Origin of the sequence: Nostoc sp. DedSLP03 (assembly GCF_034530815.1) — a bacterium.
GTDB lineage: Bacteria > Cyanobacteriota > Cyanobacteriia > Cyanobacteriales > Nostocaceae > Nostoc.
Genome location: NZ_JAVRCK010000084.1, coordinates 23,910 through 41,650 on the forward strand (window position 1 = coordinate 23,910; position 17,741 = coordinate 41,650).

15 protein-coding genes are annotated in these 17,741 nt (G+C 37.4%); 6 read left to right on the top strand and 9 right to left on the bottom strand.

What is annotated here, in order from left to right:
* Nucleotides 1-221: 221 nt before the first annotated feature.
* Both RM368_RS29845 and RM368_RS29850 read right to left on the bottom strand, forming a co-directional pair.
* Entirely contained in the window at nt 222-599 is a 378-nt protein-coding gene (locus RM368_RS29845; protein ID WP_322697408.1) for a hypothetical protein, read from the bottom strand.
* 164 nt (nt 600-763) lie between these two features.
* The gene (locus RM368_RS29850) at nt 764-976 is read right to left on the bottom strand and encodes a hypothetical protein (protein WP_322697409.1); all 213 of its coding nucleotides are present in this window, start codon (nt 974-976) and stop codon (nt 764-766) included.
* A gap of 437 nt (nt 977-1,413) precedes the next feature.
* Between RM368_RS29850 and RM368_RS29855 the strand changes: the two genes are divergently transcribed.
* The gene (locus RM368_RS29855; RefSeq protein ID WP_322697410.1) at nt 1,414-2,244 is read left to right on the top strand and encodes a peptidoglycan-binding domain-containing protein; all 831 of its coding nucleotides are present in this window, start codon (nt 1,414-1,416) and stop codon (nt 2,242-2,244) included.
* Between the two features lie 373 nt (nt 2,245-2,617).
* On the opposite strand, the gene cobO is transcribed toward RM368_RS29855, so the two are convergent.
* The 4 genes from cobO to RM368_RS29875 form a co-directional block, all read right to left on the bottom strand.
* Nucleotides 2,618-3,295, bottom strand: coding sequence for a cob(I)yrinic acid a,c-diamide adenosyltransferase (gene cobO / locus RM368_RS29860; RefSeq protein WP_322697411.1), 678 nt, complete (start codon nt 3,293-3,295; stop codon nt 2,618-2,620).
* 341 nt (nt 3,296-3,636) lie between these two features.
* The gene (locus RM368_RS29865; protein ID WP_322697412.1) at nt 3,637-4,092 is read right to left on the bottom strand and encodes a GFA family protein; all 456 of its coding nucleotides are present in this window, start codon (nt 4,090-4,092) and stop codon (nt 3,637-3,639) included.
* Nucleotides 4,093-4,234: 142 nt separating this feature from the next.
* Complete coding sequence (locus RM368_RS29870) at nt 4,235-4,867, bottom strand: plasmid pRiA4b ORF-3 family protein (RefSeq protein WP_322697413.1); 633 nt, start codon at nt 4,865-4,867, stop codon at nt 4,235-4,237.
* On the bottom strand, nt 4,868-5,488 hold the full coding sequence (locus tag RM368_RS29875) for a hypothetical protein (RefSeq protein ID WP_322697414.1): 621 nt from the start codon (nt 5,486-5,488) through the stop codon (nt 4,868-4,870).
* Between the two features lie 194 nt (nt 5,489-5,682).
* Here RM368_RS29875 and RM368_RS29880 point away from each other — a divergent pair, with 194 nt between their 5' ends.
* From RM368_RS29880 to RM368_RS29890, 3 genes are all read left to right on the top strand, one after another.
* On the top strand, nt 5,683-6,219 hold the full coding sequence (locus RM368_RS29880; RefSeq protein WP_322697415.1) for a nucleotidyltransferase family protein: 537 nt from the start codon (nt 5,683-5,685) through the stop codon (nt 6,217-6,219).
* Nucleotides 6,220-6,404: 185 nt separating this feature from the next.
* Nucleotides 6,405-11,831, top strand: a complete 5,427-nt coding sequence (locus RM368_RS29885) for an AAA family ATPase (RefSeq protein ID WP_322697416.1) — start codon at nt 6,405-6,407, stop codon at nt 11,829-11,831.
* Nucleotides 11,832-12,273: 442 nt separating this feature from the next.
* A complete protein-coding gene (locus RM368_RS29890; protein ID WP_322697417.1) occupies nt 12,274-12,933 on the top strand; it encodes a nuclear transport factor 2 family protein in 660 nt (219 codons plus the stop codon).
* A gap of 184 nt (nt 12,934-13,117) precedes the next feature.
* On the opposite strand, the gene RM368_RS29895 is transcribed toward RM368_RS29890, so the two are convergent.
* Nucleotides 13,118-13,534, bottom strand: coding sequence for a (2Fe-2S) ferredoxin domain-containing protein (locus tag RM368_RS29895; RefSeq protein ID WP_322697418.1), 417 nt, complete (start codon nt 13,532-13,534; stop codon nt 13,118-13,120).
* A 222-nt stretch (nt 13,535-13,756) separates the two neighbouring features.
* Here RM368_RS29895 and RM368_RS29900 point away from each other — a divergent pair, with 222 nt between their 5' ends.
* Both RM368_RS29900 and RM368_RS29905 read left to right on the top strand, forming a co-directional pair.
* A complete protein-coding gene (locus RM368_RS29900) occupies nt 13,757-14,149 on the top strand; it encodes a carboxymuconolactone decarboxylase family protein (protein ID WP_322697419.1) in 393 nt (130 codons plus the stop codon).
* A 54-nt stretch (nt 14,150-14,203) separates the two neighbouring features.
* Nucleotides 14,204-15,019: an alpha/beta hydrolase gene (locus tag RM368_RS29905; RefSeq protein ID WP_322697420.1), complete on the top strand. Its 816-nt coding sequence runs from the start codon at nt 14,204-14,206 to the stop codon at nt 15,017-15,019.
* A 3-nt stretch (nt 15,020-15,022) separates the two neighbouring features.
* Here RM368_RS29905 and RM368_RS29910 read toward each other — a convergent pair whose 3' ends face one another.
* Nucleotides 15,023-16,633 carry a hydantoinase B/oxoprolinase family protein gene (locus RM368_RS29910; protein WP_322697421.1) on the bottom strand — a complete coding sequence of 537 codons (1,611 nt, stop codon included), beginning with the start codon at nt 16,631-16,633 and terminating at the stop codon, nt 15,023-15,025.
* A gap of 116 nt (nt 16,634-16,749) precedes the next feature.
* A complete protein-coding gene (locus tag RM368_RS29915; RefSeq protein WP_322697422.1) occupies nt 16,750-17,565 on the bottom strand; it encodes an RNA methyltransferase in 816 nt (271 codons plus the stop codon).
* Between the last annotated feature and the right edge of the window lie 176 nt (nt 17,566-17,741).

The window sequence follows — 17,741 nt, forward strand, 5'->3', positions numbered from 1 at the left end:
TATTTACAACTAGTACTTATAATCCCTTCACTTTCTTCTCTGTAAAGCATCACTAGTAAATATACCCACTTCGCCCCAATATCCTTACTATTATCGATATCTAGATGTAGGGTGCATTGCGCTGACGACAATGCACCTCATGCTTTAACCTACGGTATAATGCATCCTACATCTACTCTTCTAATAGAACCTACAAATCAAATCACAACTTCATATCGTGATTAACCTGTTGTAACATTACCTATCAGATTGTCTAGTTTACCTAAAACTTTCTCCTGCCATGCTTTTTCAATCTGACTGTTTAACAAGTCGTGTAAATGCCGTTGTTCAGCAGCATTAAACCATACTTGAAACGCAAATATTACATCATTACGAAATCCTGAACCTTTAAAAGACATACACTTATCCCAAATAGGAGACTTGATGAGTGTAGGTCTGAAAACTTGTTCACTAATTTGCTCTGAATAAGTAAGAAATTCCTGATGCCATTCATCCCAGTTTGCTAATATTTGAGTTATAAAACCTTCTGCATATTCTTTGACTAGAGAATCACCACTCAAATTTTTAAGTATTCCTTTCAATTCGTAGAAAATCGCCATAGTAGCGTTCCATGCTTAAAATGTTGGGTTAAAAAAACTCACAAAAACTAAAATCTAATCATTAACAGAATTATTCAACCCAACTTACAATTTTTTTGTAACATTTTAGCCTTGCCATGCCACCACGCGTATTTCAAAAATCAAATATGAGTACTATAGTTACTTCAGGTACTAGTATTTGATTTTTCATTTGGACGTTCGGTAGCAGGAGGAAACTTAACACTTTCTTCGACTCTATGGACTTCTGTGTTAGTTTGCTCTTCCGACAGGAGATCGTCAGGGTTTAATGATTTATCAGCAGCATCATCAATTACTCCATTGGCATTAACATTGGGTTTATCAGAAGTTCCTTTATGGTTAGCATGTCCACTAGACATAACTATTACCTCTCATTTTTATAACTAAACATCCCCAGACTAAACTTTTTTGTTTAGAGAAATACACTATCAGAAGGCTTATAGCAAAACTATCTTAAATCCAGTCTGGAGTTATATAGATTTCTCGTCAGGGTAGACAATACTCATTGGTGTCAACATTTCTACAGAAATGGTGTTTCGCGGTTTATACCATTTTCTCAAGCCGTCCTACGTAGTAATATCACTGACGTTGTGAGCTATTTTGTGGAAGATCAAAAGCTCTTTTGACACCAATGAGCAATACTGTGCCCTGAACACGTAGTATCATTAATAGTTGAGAATGAGCGATCGCATCTCTTTCTTTTTCACTATCTGTAGTCGCATACGTCTAACGTCTCAAAGAGTTGCAGCTTGTCGTCACACATCGCTTAACCTTCAGAACGCCTTGCAAACAAGAAATGTTAGATTTATTTATTTCTACTTACCTAATTTTTGTAAAACAAGATACATTAAATGGTAGTTTAATCGCAAAGGAACCAAAAAGCATGGCCGTTAGTAGCCCTGAAGTCATCCGTCACATATTGATCGGATTGGGATATTTAGCTCCTGAGATCGATCCTAAGCCGGATCTGACTAAATTTGCTCCCTGGAAGCGGAATAACAACTCTTTGACAGACGATCCTACTGAAGAAGCTATTAAAAAGTTTCAGAAACAGTACTCACAAAAACTTGTGGTTAATGGTAATGCTGATGCAGAGACTCGAACTGTCATGGAAGAAACAGTCATCGGGCTTCAAAACAGATTGAAGTTTCATGGTTTTGCAACCAATGCTGAAATTCCTCCAAACAAGCCTTTTTATGGCCCGGCTACTTATACAGCAGTCAAAAAATTTCAGAAATCTCAGGGTTTAACTGAAAATGGTATTGCTACTATTGAACAGCGTCAAATTCTACAGCAATCTAGTCTGACAGATAAGCCCCAGACTCCGCCTCAGTCACAACTAAAGCTGAGAGATTTATGCTTTCAATTCCAAAAGAATCCTCAAAATCCTTCTTACATCGCAGCGTTAAATAACTTACAACAAAATCTACCCAAGGACGTTTTACACAAAGTTACTAACAAATGGAGGGGGACAAACGATCAAAATCCTGAGATTGTCAAGCTGACGAATCTGTTTATTTATTATGATGACAATAATGCAAATCATCGTGATGCACTAAATCACTTACAAAGTCAGATTACCCCAGCTATCTCTCAAGCATTTTTAAGTCTTTGGAATAAGAAATAACAAATGAGACTGATTGCAGAATTCAGAATTCAGAATTCAGAAGAAAAACGCTCTTTCGACCTGGATAACAGACTTAGCTTGTGTACCATATCAACTTGAAATCTACTGTATATAGGCATAATCTGCTTTTTCACATCTGATACCAATTCAAAAAATGTTTACGACAGATAAGCCCACCTGCACTGACACGCAACCCTTGGTAAGGGCAGGGTTAGGGAGATGTACGATCTATGTGTTGCATTCTTTTTTCAAATTGGTATGAGATCCGAGAATTAAAAACCAGGTTTCTAATCTCTGCTGAGTAGGAAACCTGTTTTTTAACAATTCTGAATTCTAAGTTCTGAATTCAGAATTCTGAATTCTGAATTCTGATTTAATACTCAATTCCCGGTTGTGCTTTCACACCTTGATCGCGGAAAGGGTGCTTAACTAGAGTCATTTCAGTTACTAAGTCAGCACGCTCAATTAAAGCAGGTGGTGCGCCTCTACCTGTGAGAATAACGTGTTTGTTAGCGGGTTTTTGCGCCAAACCTGCTAAAACCTCTTCTACTGGTAAGTAAGCCATTTTGAGGGCGATATTGATTTCGTCTAACAACACTAGATGAAAGTCTGGGTTGCGAATGTATTCTAACGATTTTTCCCAGGCGGCGCTAGCTTTGTCAAGATCGCGATCGCGGTCTTGAGTTTCCCAGGTAAAGCCTTCGCCCATTGCGTGAAATTCTATTTGGTCTTCCCAATAGCTGAAAACCCTTTTTTCGGAAGGTTCCCAGCTACCTTTGATGAATTGAACGATCGCTACTTTATACCCATGACCGAGCGATCGCAACACCATCCCCAAAGCCGCAGTGGTTTTACCCTTACCGTTACCAGTATTTACAATAATTAATCCTTTTTCTGGTACAGCTTCTGCTATGCGCTTGTCTTGCACTTCTTTGCGTCGCTGCATTTTTTTCCGGTACTGTTCATCAGTCAGAGATGAAGACATTACCTCATCAATTAAGCGCCCAATTTCTTGGTCTGGGTTCAATTCTGGTGGTGTATCGTTTTTCATCAAGCTTGTCTAGAAATAACTGTTAAAAGTGTTGAAAATGAACCGAAATCGCCTTAATTGTCCAATTTTACCTACATTACTTGATTGGAAATGTCCAGTAAGCTTTCATATGAAATATTAATAGTGTGTTAGCTTTATTAATAATTTGCAGACAGGTACGAACTATATATGATACACAAGCTGAACTTATAATTTGAGTTTACTATTACTGTTTTAAATAATCTAATATGTTCATTAAAGTATTTTACCAGTAAAATTTTATTATTATGTTCTTTAGTACAATGATAAGTGAGATACTCTAAGTATCATAAGTATGATATCTAATATCGGAACTTATGCATTTATGGATGTTCTTGTTTCCATTTTTCCCATAAAGGCTGCGTATCCTCTGGTTGCCCGTCATAGTTGAGCAATTGGTCTGAAATTATCACCCATGACTGGGCACTGCGTGTCCAAATATTACCCACTGGGCGTAACCAACTTGTATCATCTAAAGTTCCAGCTTTGACATTGATAGTATTTGAATTGTAAGTCCGTTCATGGAACAATCGCGTTCCGCAGTCGCCACAAAATAGGTTATTTACTTCACGTCCGGTATCATTTTTACGAGTCCAAGCTTTCGGTTTTCCCTGAACAATTACAACAGCATCTCGTAATACTGTAAGAGACATTCCAAAAGCACTAGACGATTGTTTTTGACACTCCTTACAGTGACATAGATAAAGCGTTAATGGTTGGGCATGAATTTCATAACGAATCTGTCCACATTGACAACCTCCAGTATATGGAAGACTCACAGGTTTTCTCTCCTAACAATTTGTATTACTTGATTGTAACTAAAACTACTTCCGTATGAAAGCGGATTTTATGAAACAAAAATATAAGACATCTGGACATTGAATATATTTTCATTCTCTGCACTTTCCGAAATCCTTTTCATCACTCATCCTCATCCTCACTCCAATACTGTTGAGGTGCATTTCCGCGAACTTCTAAAATCTTCGGTTTTTTGATTTTATTATCGGATGGATTAATTGCTTCTAACTGCACATCAAATTTCCAGTTGTCACCAAAATCATAAAGATAGGTCATTTTACCACCCGGTTCTAGAGATAAATCACCAACCTGCACTTGGTCGGCAAATGGAGGTGTTTCCATGTAGGCATGACCGATTTTTATGATGCGACCGAAATGGTCTTTATAATTAAACTCGTACAGATGATCGTAATCAAAATCAAAAGCATCGAGAATTATCTCTGCTAGCCAGGTTAATGGTTTTTTTGCTGGTATAGCAATGCGTCGCCAAGCCTTAAAAAGGGATACTTTGAAAATATAAATACCATCAGTAAAGCTTTGGTTGGGAACGATTAAATTATCCTTCCATTCTGGAAAGAAAGGTTGGAAATGTGACTGCAATTTTCCAAAGCTTACATTCACATCATCCTGTAATTCTCCTCGTATACCCAGTGGAAAAAGTAATTGCAACAGAGCATCACCAAAGGGTAAACGTTGTAAACTAGTAATGCGCCACCCCTTACCTTCTTGTGGTTTTCCATGTTGAATAGATAACAATCAAAATAACTCTAACAGAGCAACATTATGCAGAGCGGGGTAGTAACTAATATTGTTTTGGTCTTCATATTTAGGGAATTTTAAACCTTTATCTGGGATGCGAGACCAAAGTTGAATACATCTAAATAAATTCCCTAATGAATCTTGATGTTCGCCCAAAATTTCATTATTTCCCCAAATCAACCAAGCTTCTAATAAGTTGAAATAGCGTTCTGTTAGATTGAGGCTTGACCATGATTGCAAAGTTGGGGCATCTAAAACTAAAACCTGCTTCTTCCCTTGAGATTTAATTTGGGCTATTCCAGAACTGCGTAATAACAGATATAGTCCATTAATGTAGGGGTATGATTTTTGTACGGGGCGTTTGAGTTTAGTTTCAATTGGGTGACTTAACTGAGAATTAACTTCTGATAAGACTTTTAGCGGTAGAAGGTTATTAATACTACTAACTTCCACTCCGTTTGGTTGCAAAAAATCTATCAGAGTTTGAAAGTCATGCAGAATCGTACCGGGTTGATTTTCATCAATACTGAGTTCCTGTAAGAGTTGTTGTTGTGACTCTGTTAAGGAAGGCAGTTCAGGATTGAGTGTGCGTTCTAGTCGCGCAAATAAATCTTCCATAAATAAAAATTATAAATTCTAAATTCACAATTTAACCTTCTATCCAACCTGTTTTATTTATACTATGACTACAGAAGTTCTCCTGATAAACATTGACCTGCCAAGTGTCACAACAGGACTATCAATACCGTAAGTTTAATGAAATGCGAATGATAATATTTTCATCTTCTACTTGACAATCCCAGGAATTTGATATGAATAGTAACACTCGCCTACAGATGATTTTAGCTGATACACGTATTTATACAGTATTAAGAGCGATCGCTCAACTAAATCTACCTAATTGGTGGTTAGCCGGAGGTGCAGTCCGAAACACCGTTTGGTCTTCAATTTTTGGTGATGACTGTGGGTTAGGTATCAAAGATTTTGATATTGCATTCTTTGATATAGAGGGGAACCGTTCTCAAGAACTAGCAGCAAAGGTGACTCTTACAGAACAATTTCCTGATGACGAGTTTGATGTCAAAAATCAAGCCAGTTTTGCTCGTTGGCGTCTTGGTAGCAGACCTTATACTAGTACAGAGGATGGCATCACAGATTGGCTGCACACCGCTACTGCTGTGGGAGTTCGACTAGATACCCAGGGAGAATGGCAATTTTTCACACCCTACGGGTTGGATGACCTATTTGCTGGCATTATTCGACCTACGCCAACGCATACTCATAATTTGGATGCCCATAATAAGGCATCTGGATTTTTACAGAAGTGTCCTTATCTGCGGTTGGCGTAAAAGTTACAGTCAAATTTTAGCCGCTAGTTTTCGTTACCAGGAAATTATCGCTTTTTAATTTACAACCCTTGGATACTGAAGCGCAATGTTAATAATTTTCTACGTACTGGGAATAATTAAACTAGAATCTCTTTCACGATAGAACAGGGATGATGCTAATTTTATAACTTTATAGTCAAAAATCAATGCTAAATCGTACTGGATATCAAATCAACTCGATTCTCCACGAAGGAATCCAAACAATTATTTATCAAGCACAAACGCCAAAGACACAACAGCGAGTTATCCTCAAGCTGCTTAAAAATGAATATCCGACCCTTGAAGCGTTTACTCGCCTTAAAAATGAGTATCAAATTCAACAAGGTTTAGACCATCCCAATATAGTTAAATCTATCAGTTTAGAAACCTTTGAAAACCGTGTGGGATTATTGTTAGAAGACTTTGGTGGTCAGTCTTTATCTCAACTACTTCAAACAAAAAAACTTGACTTAATTAGTCATTTAAAGATTGCTATTCAACTAACTAAAGCTTTAGATTATTTGCATAATAATCAGATTATTCATAAAGACATCAAACCTCATAACATCATAATTAATTCCCAGACAGGTATTGTTAAACTGGCTGACTTTGGTATAGCCTCCCGTCTCAATAAGGAAAATCCCCAATTTAATAACCCTAACTGTGTTGAAGGCACACTTGCTTATATGTCTCCCGAACAAACTGGGAGAATGAATCGCATTCTTGATTATCGTACTGACTTTTATTCCCTTGGTGTGACTTTATATGAAATGCTTACTGAAAAAACACCATTTGTTAGCCAAGACCCCTTAGAAGTAGTTTATAGTCACATTGCAGTTCAAGCGAGAAACCCGCAATCATTAAATCCACAAATTCCTACCGCCATCTCTAAAATTGTAATGAAGTTGATGGCAAAAAATGCAGAAGACAGATATCAATGTGCTACAGGATTATTGGCAGATTTAGAATCATGTCTCAAGCAGTTAGAAACTAAGGGAATCATCACTGATTTTGTGCCAGGTCATTTGGATATATTGAGCCAGTTATTAATTCCTCAAAAATTATATGGTCGTGAAGAACAAGTTAATGAACTTTTAGCTGCATTTGAGCGAGTGACATCTGGAACTAGTGAAATGATGCTAGTTTCTGGTTATTCTGGAATAGGCAAATCAGTTCTAATCAACGAAGTTAATAAACCCATTACTCGCAGACAAGGGTACTTTATCTCTGGTAAATTTGATCAGTTAAAACGCAATATACCTTATGCTTCTTTAATTCAAGCCTTTGCGTATTTAATGCGATATTTACTGACCGAGAATAATGAAAAAATAGAAATATGGCGTAGTAAAATATTATCAGCTTTAGGAACAAATGGAAAAGTTATTACTGACGTAATTCCAGAAGTAGAATTAATCATTGGGGCACAGCCGGAAGTTGTCCAAATTGGGGCGACAGAATCACAAAATCGTTTCAATCATGTTTTTAAAGAATTTATCCAAGTTTTTACTCAAAAAGAACACCCATTAGTCATTTTTTTAGATGATTTACAATGGGCAGATTCAGCTACTTTAAATCTAATTCAACTGCTCATAACTGATATAGACAGCAAATATTTTTTATTTATTGGGGCATACAGGGATAATGAAATTAGTTCAGCACATCCTTTAATCCAAAAAATAGAAGAAATTCAAAATAATGGCACTGTTGTTAATAATATTGTATTGCAACCTTTAAATTTAGATAATGTAACTCAACTAGTTGCCGAAACCCTTCAAGAAATAGAGGTTAGGCAGGATGAAGAAACAGAAGTCTTTAAAAAAGAAATTATTAAGCTAGCTGAGTTAATTTATAACAAAACAGGTGGAAACCCATTTTTCATAACACAACTAATTCAAGCACTTTATCAAGAAAAATTGTTAACCTTTGACTTTGCTAATGCTAAATGGCAATGGAGTATAAAAGATATTCAAGCAATTGGAATTGCCGAGAAAAATGTAGTTGAATTAGTTGCCAGCCGAGTTGAAAAACTACCACGGTTCACCCAAGATGTTTTAAAATTAGCAGCTTGTGTGGGTGACAGATTTAGTTTGGATGTTTTATCGATAGTCAATGAAAAATCACCTTCTTTGACAGCAAATGATTTACACTCGGCTTTGCAAGCGGGATTAATTCTGCCTTTAAGCGAAGCTTACCGTATCCCTTTAGTTTTTAATCAAGAAGAAGCGGTTAATTTAAATTTTGATACTTCACGGGTGGGTTACAAGTTCTTGCATGACAGAGTACAACAAGCAGCATATTCGTTGATTCCAGAAGAACTGAAAAAATCTACTCACCTGAGAATTGGGCAATTGCTTCTTCAAAATATACCTAAAGAGGAAATAGAAGCTAATATTTTTGATATCGTCAATCAGTTAAATGTAGGTATTATTAACCTGATAGAGCAATCTGAAAAAACTGAATTGGCACGATTAAATTTAATTGCAGGACGAAAAGCTAAAGCTTCTACAGCTTACGAAGCTGCTCTTAAATACTTCACAAATGGAATAGAACTTTTAAATATAGACGCTTGGCAAACGGAATATACCTTAACCATCGGTTTATATGAAGGAGCCGCAGAAGCAGCCTATCTGAGTGGTGATTTTGAGCAGATGCAAACTTGGGCTGAGGTGGTGCAGCAGAAAGCCAAAATTCTTTTAGATAAAGTGAAAGTCTATGAAGTACAGATTATCGCTTTTATCATTCAAAGCAAGCAATTGGAAGCTATTCAAACCGCAGTATCAATTCTGCAATTGTTAGAAATAAATTTTCCAGACGAACCGACATCAACTGATATTCAACAGGGAATGGATGAAATTGCTGTTTTTTTGAAAGGGAAAGCCATTGCAGATTTAATTAATTTACCATTAATGAACGATCCTAACAAGATTGCAGCTATGAGAATCTTAATGGGAGTTCTACCTGCGGCTTTTCAAACTGCTCCGGCAATGATGCCAATTATTGTCTGTAAAATGGTCAATTTGTCCTTAAGGTATGGAAATACAGCTGTATCTGCTTATGGTTATAGTCTTTATGGATTACTTCTTTGTGGAATTCAAGGAGAAATTGATTCTGGCTATGAATTTGGGAAATTAGCTTCACATCTGGTGTCACAATTTAATGCTGAAGAACTCAAGGCAAAAATTTTGACGGTTGTTAGCGCCCATGTTATGCATTGGAAAGAGCATATTAGAGAGACATTAACATCATCAATGTCAGGATATTCTAGTGGTCTGGAGACTGGGGATTTAGAATATGCTGGTTATTGTGGTTACATTTATCCCTATCATTCATTTTGGCTGGGTAAAGAACTTTGGGTTCTAGAAAAAGAACTGATAGCTTATTGTGATTCGCTGAAAAAAATTAAGCAGCAAGTAGCTTTCACTTGGAATTCAGTATATTTGCAAACAGTGTTGAACTTGAAAGGAAGTTTTGAAAATGCGGACTGTTTAATTGGAGAAGCCTACAACGAGCAAAGTATGCTACCAATTCATCAGCAAGTAAATGACCTTTACACAATTAACCATTTATTTGTTAATAAGCTAATGCTCTCTTATATATTTGGAGAGTATTTTCAAGCTGTAGAAAATGCTGCGATCGCAGAAAACTCTTTAGGTGGTGTTACAGGGTTATTTGTTGTTCCAGTATTTTATTTTTACGATTCTTTAGCCCACTTAGCAATTTATCATACTGCTAAAGAGTCTGAGAAGCAAGCTATTCTAGAAAAAGTCCAAGCTAATCAGCAAAAGATGGAACTCTGGGCTACTCATGCTCCCACCAATCACTTACACAGATTTTATCTCGTGGAGGCAGAACGGTATCAGGTTTTGGGTCAAAAGCTAGAAGCAATGGACTATTATGAAAACTCGATTGCCAAATCTCAAGCAAACGGTTTTCTCCAAGAAGAAGCTTTAGCCTATGAGTTAGCTGGAAAATTCTATCAGTCTTTAGGTAAAGAATTAATTCATCAAACTTATATAACTAAAGCCTATTATGCCTATATTCGTTGGGGTGCGATCGCTAAAGTTAAACACCTAGAATCAAAGTATGTTTTTCTAGTAGGACAAACTACTACTATAGAAAACACTAGTTCAAAACTTGATACAACTCATATTACCACTAATACTACTACCAATAGTAGCTTGAGCGATTTTCTAGATTTTAATGCATTCATCAAATTTTCACAAGCGATTACTAATGAAATTGTTTTAGAAAATTTATTGGGTAAGCTGATCCAAATTTTACTAGAAAATGCTGCCGCACAAAAAGCAGCACTACTCCTACTTAAAGATAATCACCTGTATATTGAAGCTTCTGGAAATGCTACTGACGATGTAGTGACAGTTTTACGTTCTATTCCTGTTGAAACTTATCAAGATTTACCTCTATCTGTAATTAATTATGTTCTCCGAACTCAGCAATATATTGTACTAAATGATGCAATAATTACGGAACCTTTTAATTTTGATATCTATATTCAAAAATCTCAAACAAAATCAATCTTTTGTTTGCCGATTATGTACCAATCACAGCTTACTGGTATTATTTATTTAGAAAACCAGTTATCATCAGGGGCTTTTGTTCCAGAAAGGGTAGAGGTATTAAAAGTCTTAGTTTCTCAAATGGCTATTGCAATAGAAAATGCCAGCTTGTACACAAAGGCGCAAGATAAATCTAAAGAGTTAGAACAATCGATAAAAGATTTACAAGAGGCGCAACTACAGCTTATCCAAAGTGAAAAAATGTCTTCTCTGGGTAATTTAGTTGCAGGTGTAGCACATGAAATAAATAATCCTGTTGGTTTTATTACAGGTAGTATTACCCAAGCCAAAGATATTGTTAAAGATTTAATAGACTATCTGCAAATGTACCGAGAAAAATTCCCTAATCCTGGTGCTGAAATTGAAGAAAAAGCCGAAGAAATAGATATAGATTTCCTACTAACAGATTTACCAAAAATGATTGATGGGATGACAGTAGGGACACAGCGCATTCGTAATATTAGTACCTCTCTTCGTACTTTTTCTCGTGCTGATACTACTTCTAAAGTATTAGCTAATATCCATGAAGGTATTGATAGTACTTTGATGATTTTACAACATCGTCTGAAAGCCGATCGTAATCGTCCAGCAATTAAGATTATTAAGCACTATGCAGATATCCCATTAGTAAAATGCTATTTGGGACAATTGAATCAGGTATTTATGAATATTATTGCAAATGCAATCGATGCTTTAGAAGAAGCAAATATCGATCGTGATTTTTTAGAAATTCAAGAAAAGTATCCTAATATTATTACTATTGAGACTTATCTACAAGTAAATAATGACAAGGTAGTAATTAAGATTCAAGATAATGCCAAAGGAATGCCTGAAGCTGTTAAAGAACAAATTTTTGAAAATTTATTTACTACCAAATGTGTAGGAAAAGGTACGGGCTTAGGATTATCCATTAGTCGGCAAATTATAGTGGAAAATCATGGTGGAAATTTAATTTGTGAATCAGTCTTGGGACAAGGAACACAATTTATAATTTCTATTCCGATTTTGGGGGAATAAGAAATTTTTGATAGTTTTCCTCAACTTTTGGTATGGGCGCGGACGGTTTGCAGTATTGTTGATTAAATTGGTTTATATCTGCATTGCCAATTTTGAGCAAGTGAATTTTCGATAAATTTACTGTTCCTCAAGGGTGATAGTTGCGTAAGTCCTGTATGTAAGTAGTTACTTTATTACTTAATCAAATCAACATATAGTAAGTCACAATTAACACTTGTAACTTACTAATTAACTGTTATAACTAATTGTATACATCATCTCTTGTATGTACTAGCTTTATCATTTACTAGAAAAAAGATTTTCTAGCAGATATAAAAGTCAATTACTAGTGAAGTCTACAAGCATATTAGACAATTTTGATGGGCTAAATTTGTAAGCCCAAACTTTAGTTTGTAGTAAAGTACAAGATGCAAAAATCGTAAATAATTAAGGAAATCATCTTGTGGAAAAAAGAAGAGAAAATGGGGGAATAGTTTCAAAAGCTATTTCGTTTTTGTTAAATCGTATAACTTTGATTGTGCTTGCAGTTACTCTTGTGCTGTTTGTTGGAGGTAAGTTTGAGGTAGCAAGTGCAACTCAACCTAATGCAGAATTAGAAATTCAAAAATTAACATCCTGTTACGCCCTGGGAACTGACGCTATTGGTAGAGGAAATCTCCAAGAAGGAAAGAATATTTATCGAGATTGTTTTACTCAAGATTCAGTCCTCACCGCTATTTTTCCTGATGGGGCAACTCAAACAAATTATGGGACAGATTCTTGGGCAGATTTTGTCTATTCAGTATTTCAAGGAAATGGTTATACAGCTACTCAACACTTGATGGGTACAATAAACATTTCAATTCAAAATAATCAAGCAACGATGACTTCTTATCTCCATGCGACTCACAAACGCTCGGAAACCAGCATTGATGTCGCTAATGGCACTTATGAAGATCAAGTCGTTAACAGAAATGGACGCTGGAAAATTCGTAATCGTACACTTAAACTCATCGATTTCTTGAATCTCAGTTCGCCAAATACTTCTTCAAGCACTAATGCTCGAAGTACTAATTCTTCAGCTACTTTTGTCAGACCAAATATACCTCGTATAAAAGAATAATTCTTTAGATTGGAATAACACTAATACGGGTTAAAAAAGTATTATTTATCTCATTGAGTACTGAAAAAAGGGGTGAATTAAAATATTCACTCCCTTTTTTTTATTTGCCAGTTGAGCCAAATATATTTCAAAATAAAATACAGTGATAAGTTAAATAATTTTCAGATTTAGTAAACCTTTGCAGTCAGCTTTTATTCTGTTTGATATATGAATAAAGAAGTTCGCGATCGCTTGGAGAGTTTACAATTAAACATGGACTATTTCCGTAACTTCCATTACTTACAATAACTACAGTAATGCCCATCCGAGGACAAACTCCTAAACAACTGGTGCTAACTACCCGAAAATCACCCCATAATCCCTCAAACTTTAAACGAGATTTCAACCAATTCTCTAAATCTTCGGAAGCGGTTGAGCCTAACCGCTCGTTTGCACATTGCGAACACACAAGCACCAAACCAGATTCCCATCGGGGAGAAACAGTTGAAATAGAAGTTTCTAATCGAGTATTTATTAGAGGCGGTAGTTGCTGAGAATTGGATGCAGACCTCTTGAGGATACGTTTGAGTAATGCTTTAATACGCTGTAGGAATTTTTTCATGGACTACCCCACCTATTTATCTGACAAGATAGTGTAAATTTTCTGTTTAGTCTGTTCTATTAGAACGCCCAAGAAATGCTAGTCTATGCCAAGTCGTTTGTAGACGATGTAGAATTTTCACCTATGGACGCTAAGAGGACATGATATTACTATCTTTAATTGCAACTCAGTATTACAATCTAGGGGTTCCCACTCGCTGGGGAAACTATATGGAATTAAAACATGACTAAGCTGATTGAATACGAAGAAGCCAGCGACGAAGTACGTGCAGTGTATGATGACATCCGCATTACACGTCAAAATGACTACATCAATAACTTTTGGAAAGCCATAGCCAATCATCCCCCCACCCTGCAACGAACGTGGCAAGCTGTAAAGGAAGTGATGGTTAGCCCTGGTGAGATCGATCCACTGATGCGCGAACTGATTTATATTGCCGTGAGTGCAACGAATGGCTGTGAGTATTGCATCGCTTCGCACACAGCGGCAGCGCGTGCCAAGGGTATGAATGATACTATGTTCGGGGAACTAATGGCGATCGCAGCTACTGCTAATATGACCAATCGCCTTGCCAATGGCTATCAAATTCCGGTGGACGAGAAATTCAAGACGTAGGAATTTAGCCTTGTCTATCCCTACTTAAAATAAGGTTTAGCAGAATCATTTACTATGCCCAAGGTTCAGATTAACGGGATTGATTTGTTCTACGACATTAAGGGAACGGGTGAGCCTTTGCTATTAATAGCTGGCTTTCTTTGCGATCATGCTTATTGGTCGCTGATTATGCCATCGCTGGTTTCGCAGTATCAAGTCATTCGCTTGGATAACCGAGGTATGGGGAGAAGTTCTGCTCCCGAAAACCCCTATAGTCTCAAACAGATGGCTAGTGACGTTGCAGCATTGCTCGATCGCATCGGCATCGATCGGGTGCATTTAGCAGGTCATTCAATGGGTAGTCAGATAGCTCAAGAGCTAGTGTTAGCATACCCTGAAAAAGTAAAAAGTCTAATGCTACTCTCATCTTTGGCAAAAGGTGATGCATTATTCAACAGCATCATCGAGACTTGGGGCGAACTTCCTAGTCATGTAGACTTAAAACTTTATGAAAAAGTCATATTGCCCTGGATATTTACAGATACGTTCTACTCAATTCCTGGCACGATCGAAGGTCTGATTGAATTTGCGATCAGATATCCTTTCCCGCCTGCAACTGATTCACTTTATCATCACAGCCAAGCCATCCTTAACAGTGACACCATAAACCGCCTCCAAGAAATTCGTTGTCCTACCTTAGTTATGGTTGGTAAACAAGATATTCTCACTCCGCTAAAGTTTTCTCAACAACTTGCTCAAAGTATTCCCAATGCTGAACTTGTAGTCATCGAACGTGGTGGTCACGGCTTCTTGATTGAGTCGCCGGATGCTGTAGTTTCAGCCATGCTCAATTTTCTGCGAAAGTTGAAGCCAACTTATAGCAATTTTTGATTCTTAAGATAATTTACTAAAACCACCGCCGCCAGGAGTTTCGATCGCAAAAACATCCCCAGTTTTCATTTCTACTGTTGCTGTACTGTCTAAATTCTCTTCAATTCCATTCTGACGTTGTATCCAGTTGCGTCCTACTTTTCCTGCCTCCCCACCATTTAATCCAAAGGGAGGAACAAGCCGATGACCAGAGAGAATATTAGCTGTCATCGGTTCCAGAAATCGAATGCGGCGGACAACTCCATTACCACCCGAATATTTTCCTTTGCCACCGCTATCAAGACGAAGACTAAAGCTTTCTAAAAGTACAGGATAACGAGTTTCTAAAACTTCTGGATCGGTCAAACGAGAGTTAGTCATGTGAGAATGAACACCATCAGTGCCATCAAAATTAATCCCCGCGCCAGAGCCGCCGCAGATAGTTTCATAATATTGATATTGCTCATTACCAAAAGTAAAATTATTCATCGTTCCTTGAGAAGCAGCCATAACACCCAAAGCACCATATAAAGCATCCACAATAGTTTGAGAAGTTTCGACATTACCCGCGACTACTGCGGCTGGATAGGTTGGGTTGAGCATACAGCCAACCGGGATAATAATTTCTAAAGGATTAAGACATCCAGCATTGAGAGGAATATTATCATCAACTAAAGTACGGAAGACATATAAAACTGCTGCTTGAGTTACAGCTTTAGGAGCATTAAAATTACTATTTAGCTGCCAAGAAGTTCCCGTAAAATCAATGGTAGCACTGCGGTTTTCTGGGTAGATGGTTACTTTAACTTTAATTTGCGCCCCATCATCCATTTTATAAGTAAATAAGCCATCCTTGAGAACTGCGATCGCACGCCTAACAGACTCTTCAGCATTAGCTTGCACAAATGTCATATAAGCCTGAACAGTATCAATGCCGTATTGTAAAACCATTTTAGAAAGTTCTTGAACTCCCCGTTCATTTGCAGCAATTTGAGCTTTAAAATCAGCGATATTTTGATCGGGGTTACGAGCAGGATAAGTATGATTTGCAAGGTGCTGTCTGACTGCGGTTTCTCGAAAATTTCCCTCTTCAACTAAAAGAAAATTATCAAAAAGAATTCCTTCTTCTTCTACTGTGGTACTGTGTGGAGGCATAGAACCGGGAGTAATTCCACCAATATCTGCTTGATGTCCGCGAGAAGCAACGAAAAAGATGGGCATTGGGCATTGGGCACTTGTACTGAGCGTAGTCGAAGTATTGGGCATTGGGGATGGATTTTTTTCACTACTTTCTAAAAAAACAGGGGTAATTGTAGTGACATCAGGAAGGTGTGTGCCGCCGTTATAAGGGTTATTAGATAGATAAACATTTCCCGGTTTTAAAGTGTCGCCTTTATCGTTAATTAAACTGCGAACACTTTCACTCATTGAGCCTAAATGTACGGGAATATGTGGGGCATTTGCTACTAATAATCCCGATGATTCAAAAATAGCGCAGGAGAAATCCAGCCTTTCTTTGATATTCACTGATGTGGCGGTGTTTTGCAACACAATTCCCATTTGTTCGGCGATAAATTGATAGAGATTTTTAAAGATTTCTAAACGAACAGGATCGGGTTGAGATGTTGTGTGCATTTTAATTCCTATTTGTTGAAATTCAATGAATTACTTAACATTTGCTGATGTAAGTTGAGTTAAGCAAAGTGCAACCCAACACAAAGCTTAATTGATGTTGGGTGTCACTTCACACATTATGTTCTCGACCTATAAACCTCATACATTAAGAGGCTACCTGCTACAGCAAGATTGAGAGAGTCAACCGCACCTACCATCGGAATCCGAACAAGATGCTGGCATAAGTCTCGCTGTTCTGGGGTTAGACCTTGGCGCTCCTCACCGAGGAAAAGAAGAGTAGAATTGGGGTAATTAAACTGATGAAATTCAGACATCCCATCTGGTGAAGCACCAATAACAGGACAGTGGTGGTTCTGTACCCAGTTACGGAGCGCAGAAAAGCTTGTGCGTACAAACTTTTGGTTAAAGAGCGAACCCATAGATGCCCGAATAACATCGGGAGCAAAGGGATCTACGCTATCTTTGATAAAAATAAACCCAGCACCGCCAACAGCTTCTGATGTGCGAATCAAGGTTCCGAGGTTTCCTGGTGAGCGAACAGTTTCAACAGCCACCCAGCACAAATTAGGTTGTAGCGAGATATCACATAGCTTGAACCAGCGCTGACGAACAATTGCACCAACTCCAGAAGCACGTTCACTTTGGGAAATACGTCGAAACTGTTCGGGTGTTAGGCTGATGCAAGGAACACCAGAACGCCGAGATTGCCGAACTAGTTTCCGTGCTAGAGGTGCTGTGAGCAGTTTCTCACTAAATGCGATCGCTGAAATATCAAAACCGTTGTCAATTACTTTTACAAAGTTACGCACACCTTCGATATAGAATAATCCAGAGGCGTCACGATGTGCGCGGTCAACTTGGAGCCTTTTAACTTCGGTTAGCGTAGCCTCAACATCTAACCGTTCATGGCTGGAACTATTAACACCAGCCATCCTCCTTGAGCAGAGCTACTTGGCTCTCTACATACAAAACTTGAATTAGCATGAGATATTGCGGAAACTATACCGCAGACATCAACTTCACTGCGATCGATATTAGCACATCTTTATTCTAATACCAATTTAATATGAAGCTGCATAGAAAAGAGCTTCTAAAATAAAGTTATAAG

Bases quoted from the DNA above. Each gene is read 5' to 3' on its own strand.
- RM368_RS29845 (WP_322697408.1), bottom strand. From the start codon at position 599: ATGGCGATTTTCTACGAATTGAAAGGAATACTTAAAAATTTGAGTGGT.
- RM368_RS29850 (WP_322697409.1), bottom strand. From the start codon at position 976: ATGTCTAGTGGACATGCTAACCATAAAGGAACTTCTGATAAACCCAAT.
- RM368_RS29855 (WP_322697410.1), top strand. From the start codon at position 1,414: ATGTTAGATTTATTTATTTCTACTTACCTAATTTTTGTAAAACAAGAT.
- cobO (WP_322697411.1), bottom strand. From the start codon at position 3,295: ATGAAAAACGATACACCACCAGAATTGAACCCAGACCAAGAAATTGGG.
- RM368_RS29875 (WP_322697414.1), bottom strand. From the start codon at position 5,488: ATGGAAGATTTATTTGCGCGACTAGAACGCACACTCAATCCTGAACTG.
- RM368_RS29880 (WP_322697415.1), top strand. From the start codon at position 5,683: ATGAATAGTAACACTCGCCTACAGATGATTTTAGCTGATACACGTATT.
- RM368_RS29885 (WP_322697416.1), top strand. From the start codon at position 6,405: ATGCTAAATCGTACTGGATATCAAATCAACTCGATTCTCCACGAAGGA.
- RM368_RS29895 (WP_322697418.1), bottom strand. From the start codon at position 13,534: ATGAAAAAATTCCTACAGCGTATTAAAGCATTACTCAAACGTATCCTC.
- RM368_RS29900 (WP_322697419.1), top strand. From the start codon at position 13,757: ATGACTAAGCTGATTGAATACGAAGAAGCCAGCGACGAAGTACGTGCA.
- RM368_RS29905 (WP_322697420.1), top strand. From the start codon at position 14,204: ATGCCCAAGGTTCAGATTAACGGGATTGATTTGTTCTACGACATTAAG.
- RM368_RS29910 (WP_322697421.1), bottom strand. From the start codon at position 16,633: ATGCACACAACATCTCAACCCGATCCTGTTCGTTTAGAAATCTTTAAA.
- RM368_RS29915 (WP_322697422.1), bottom strand. From the start codon at position 17,565: ATGGCTGGTGTTAATAGTTCCAGCCATGAACGGTTAGATGTTGAGGCT.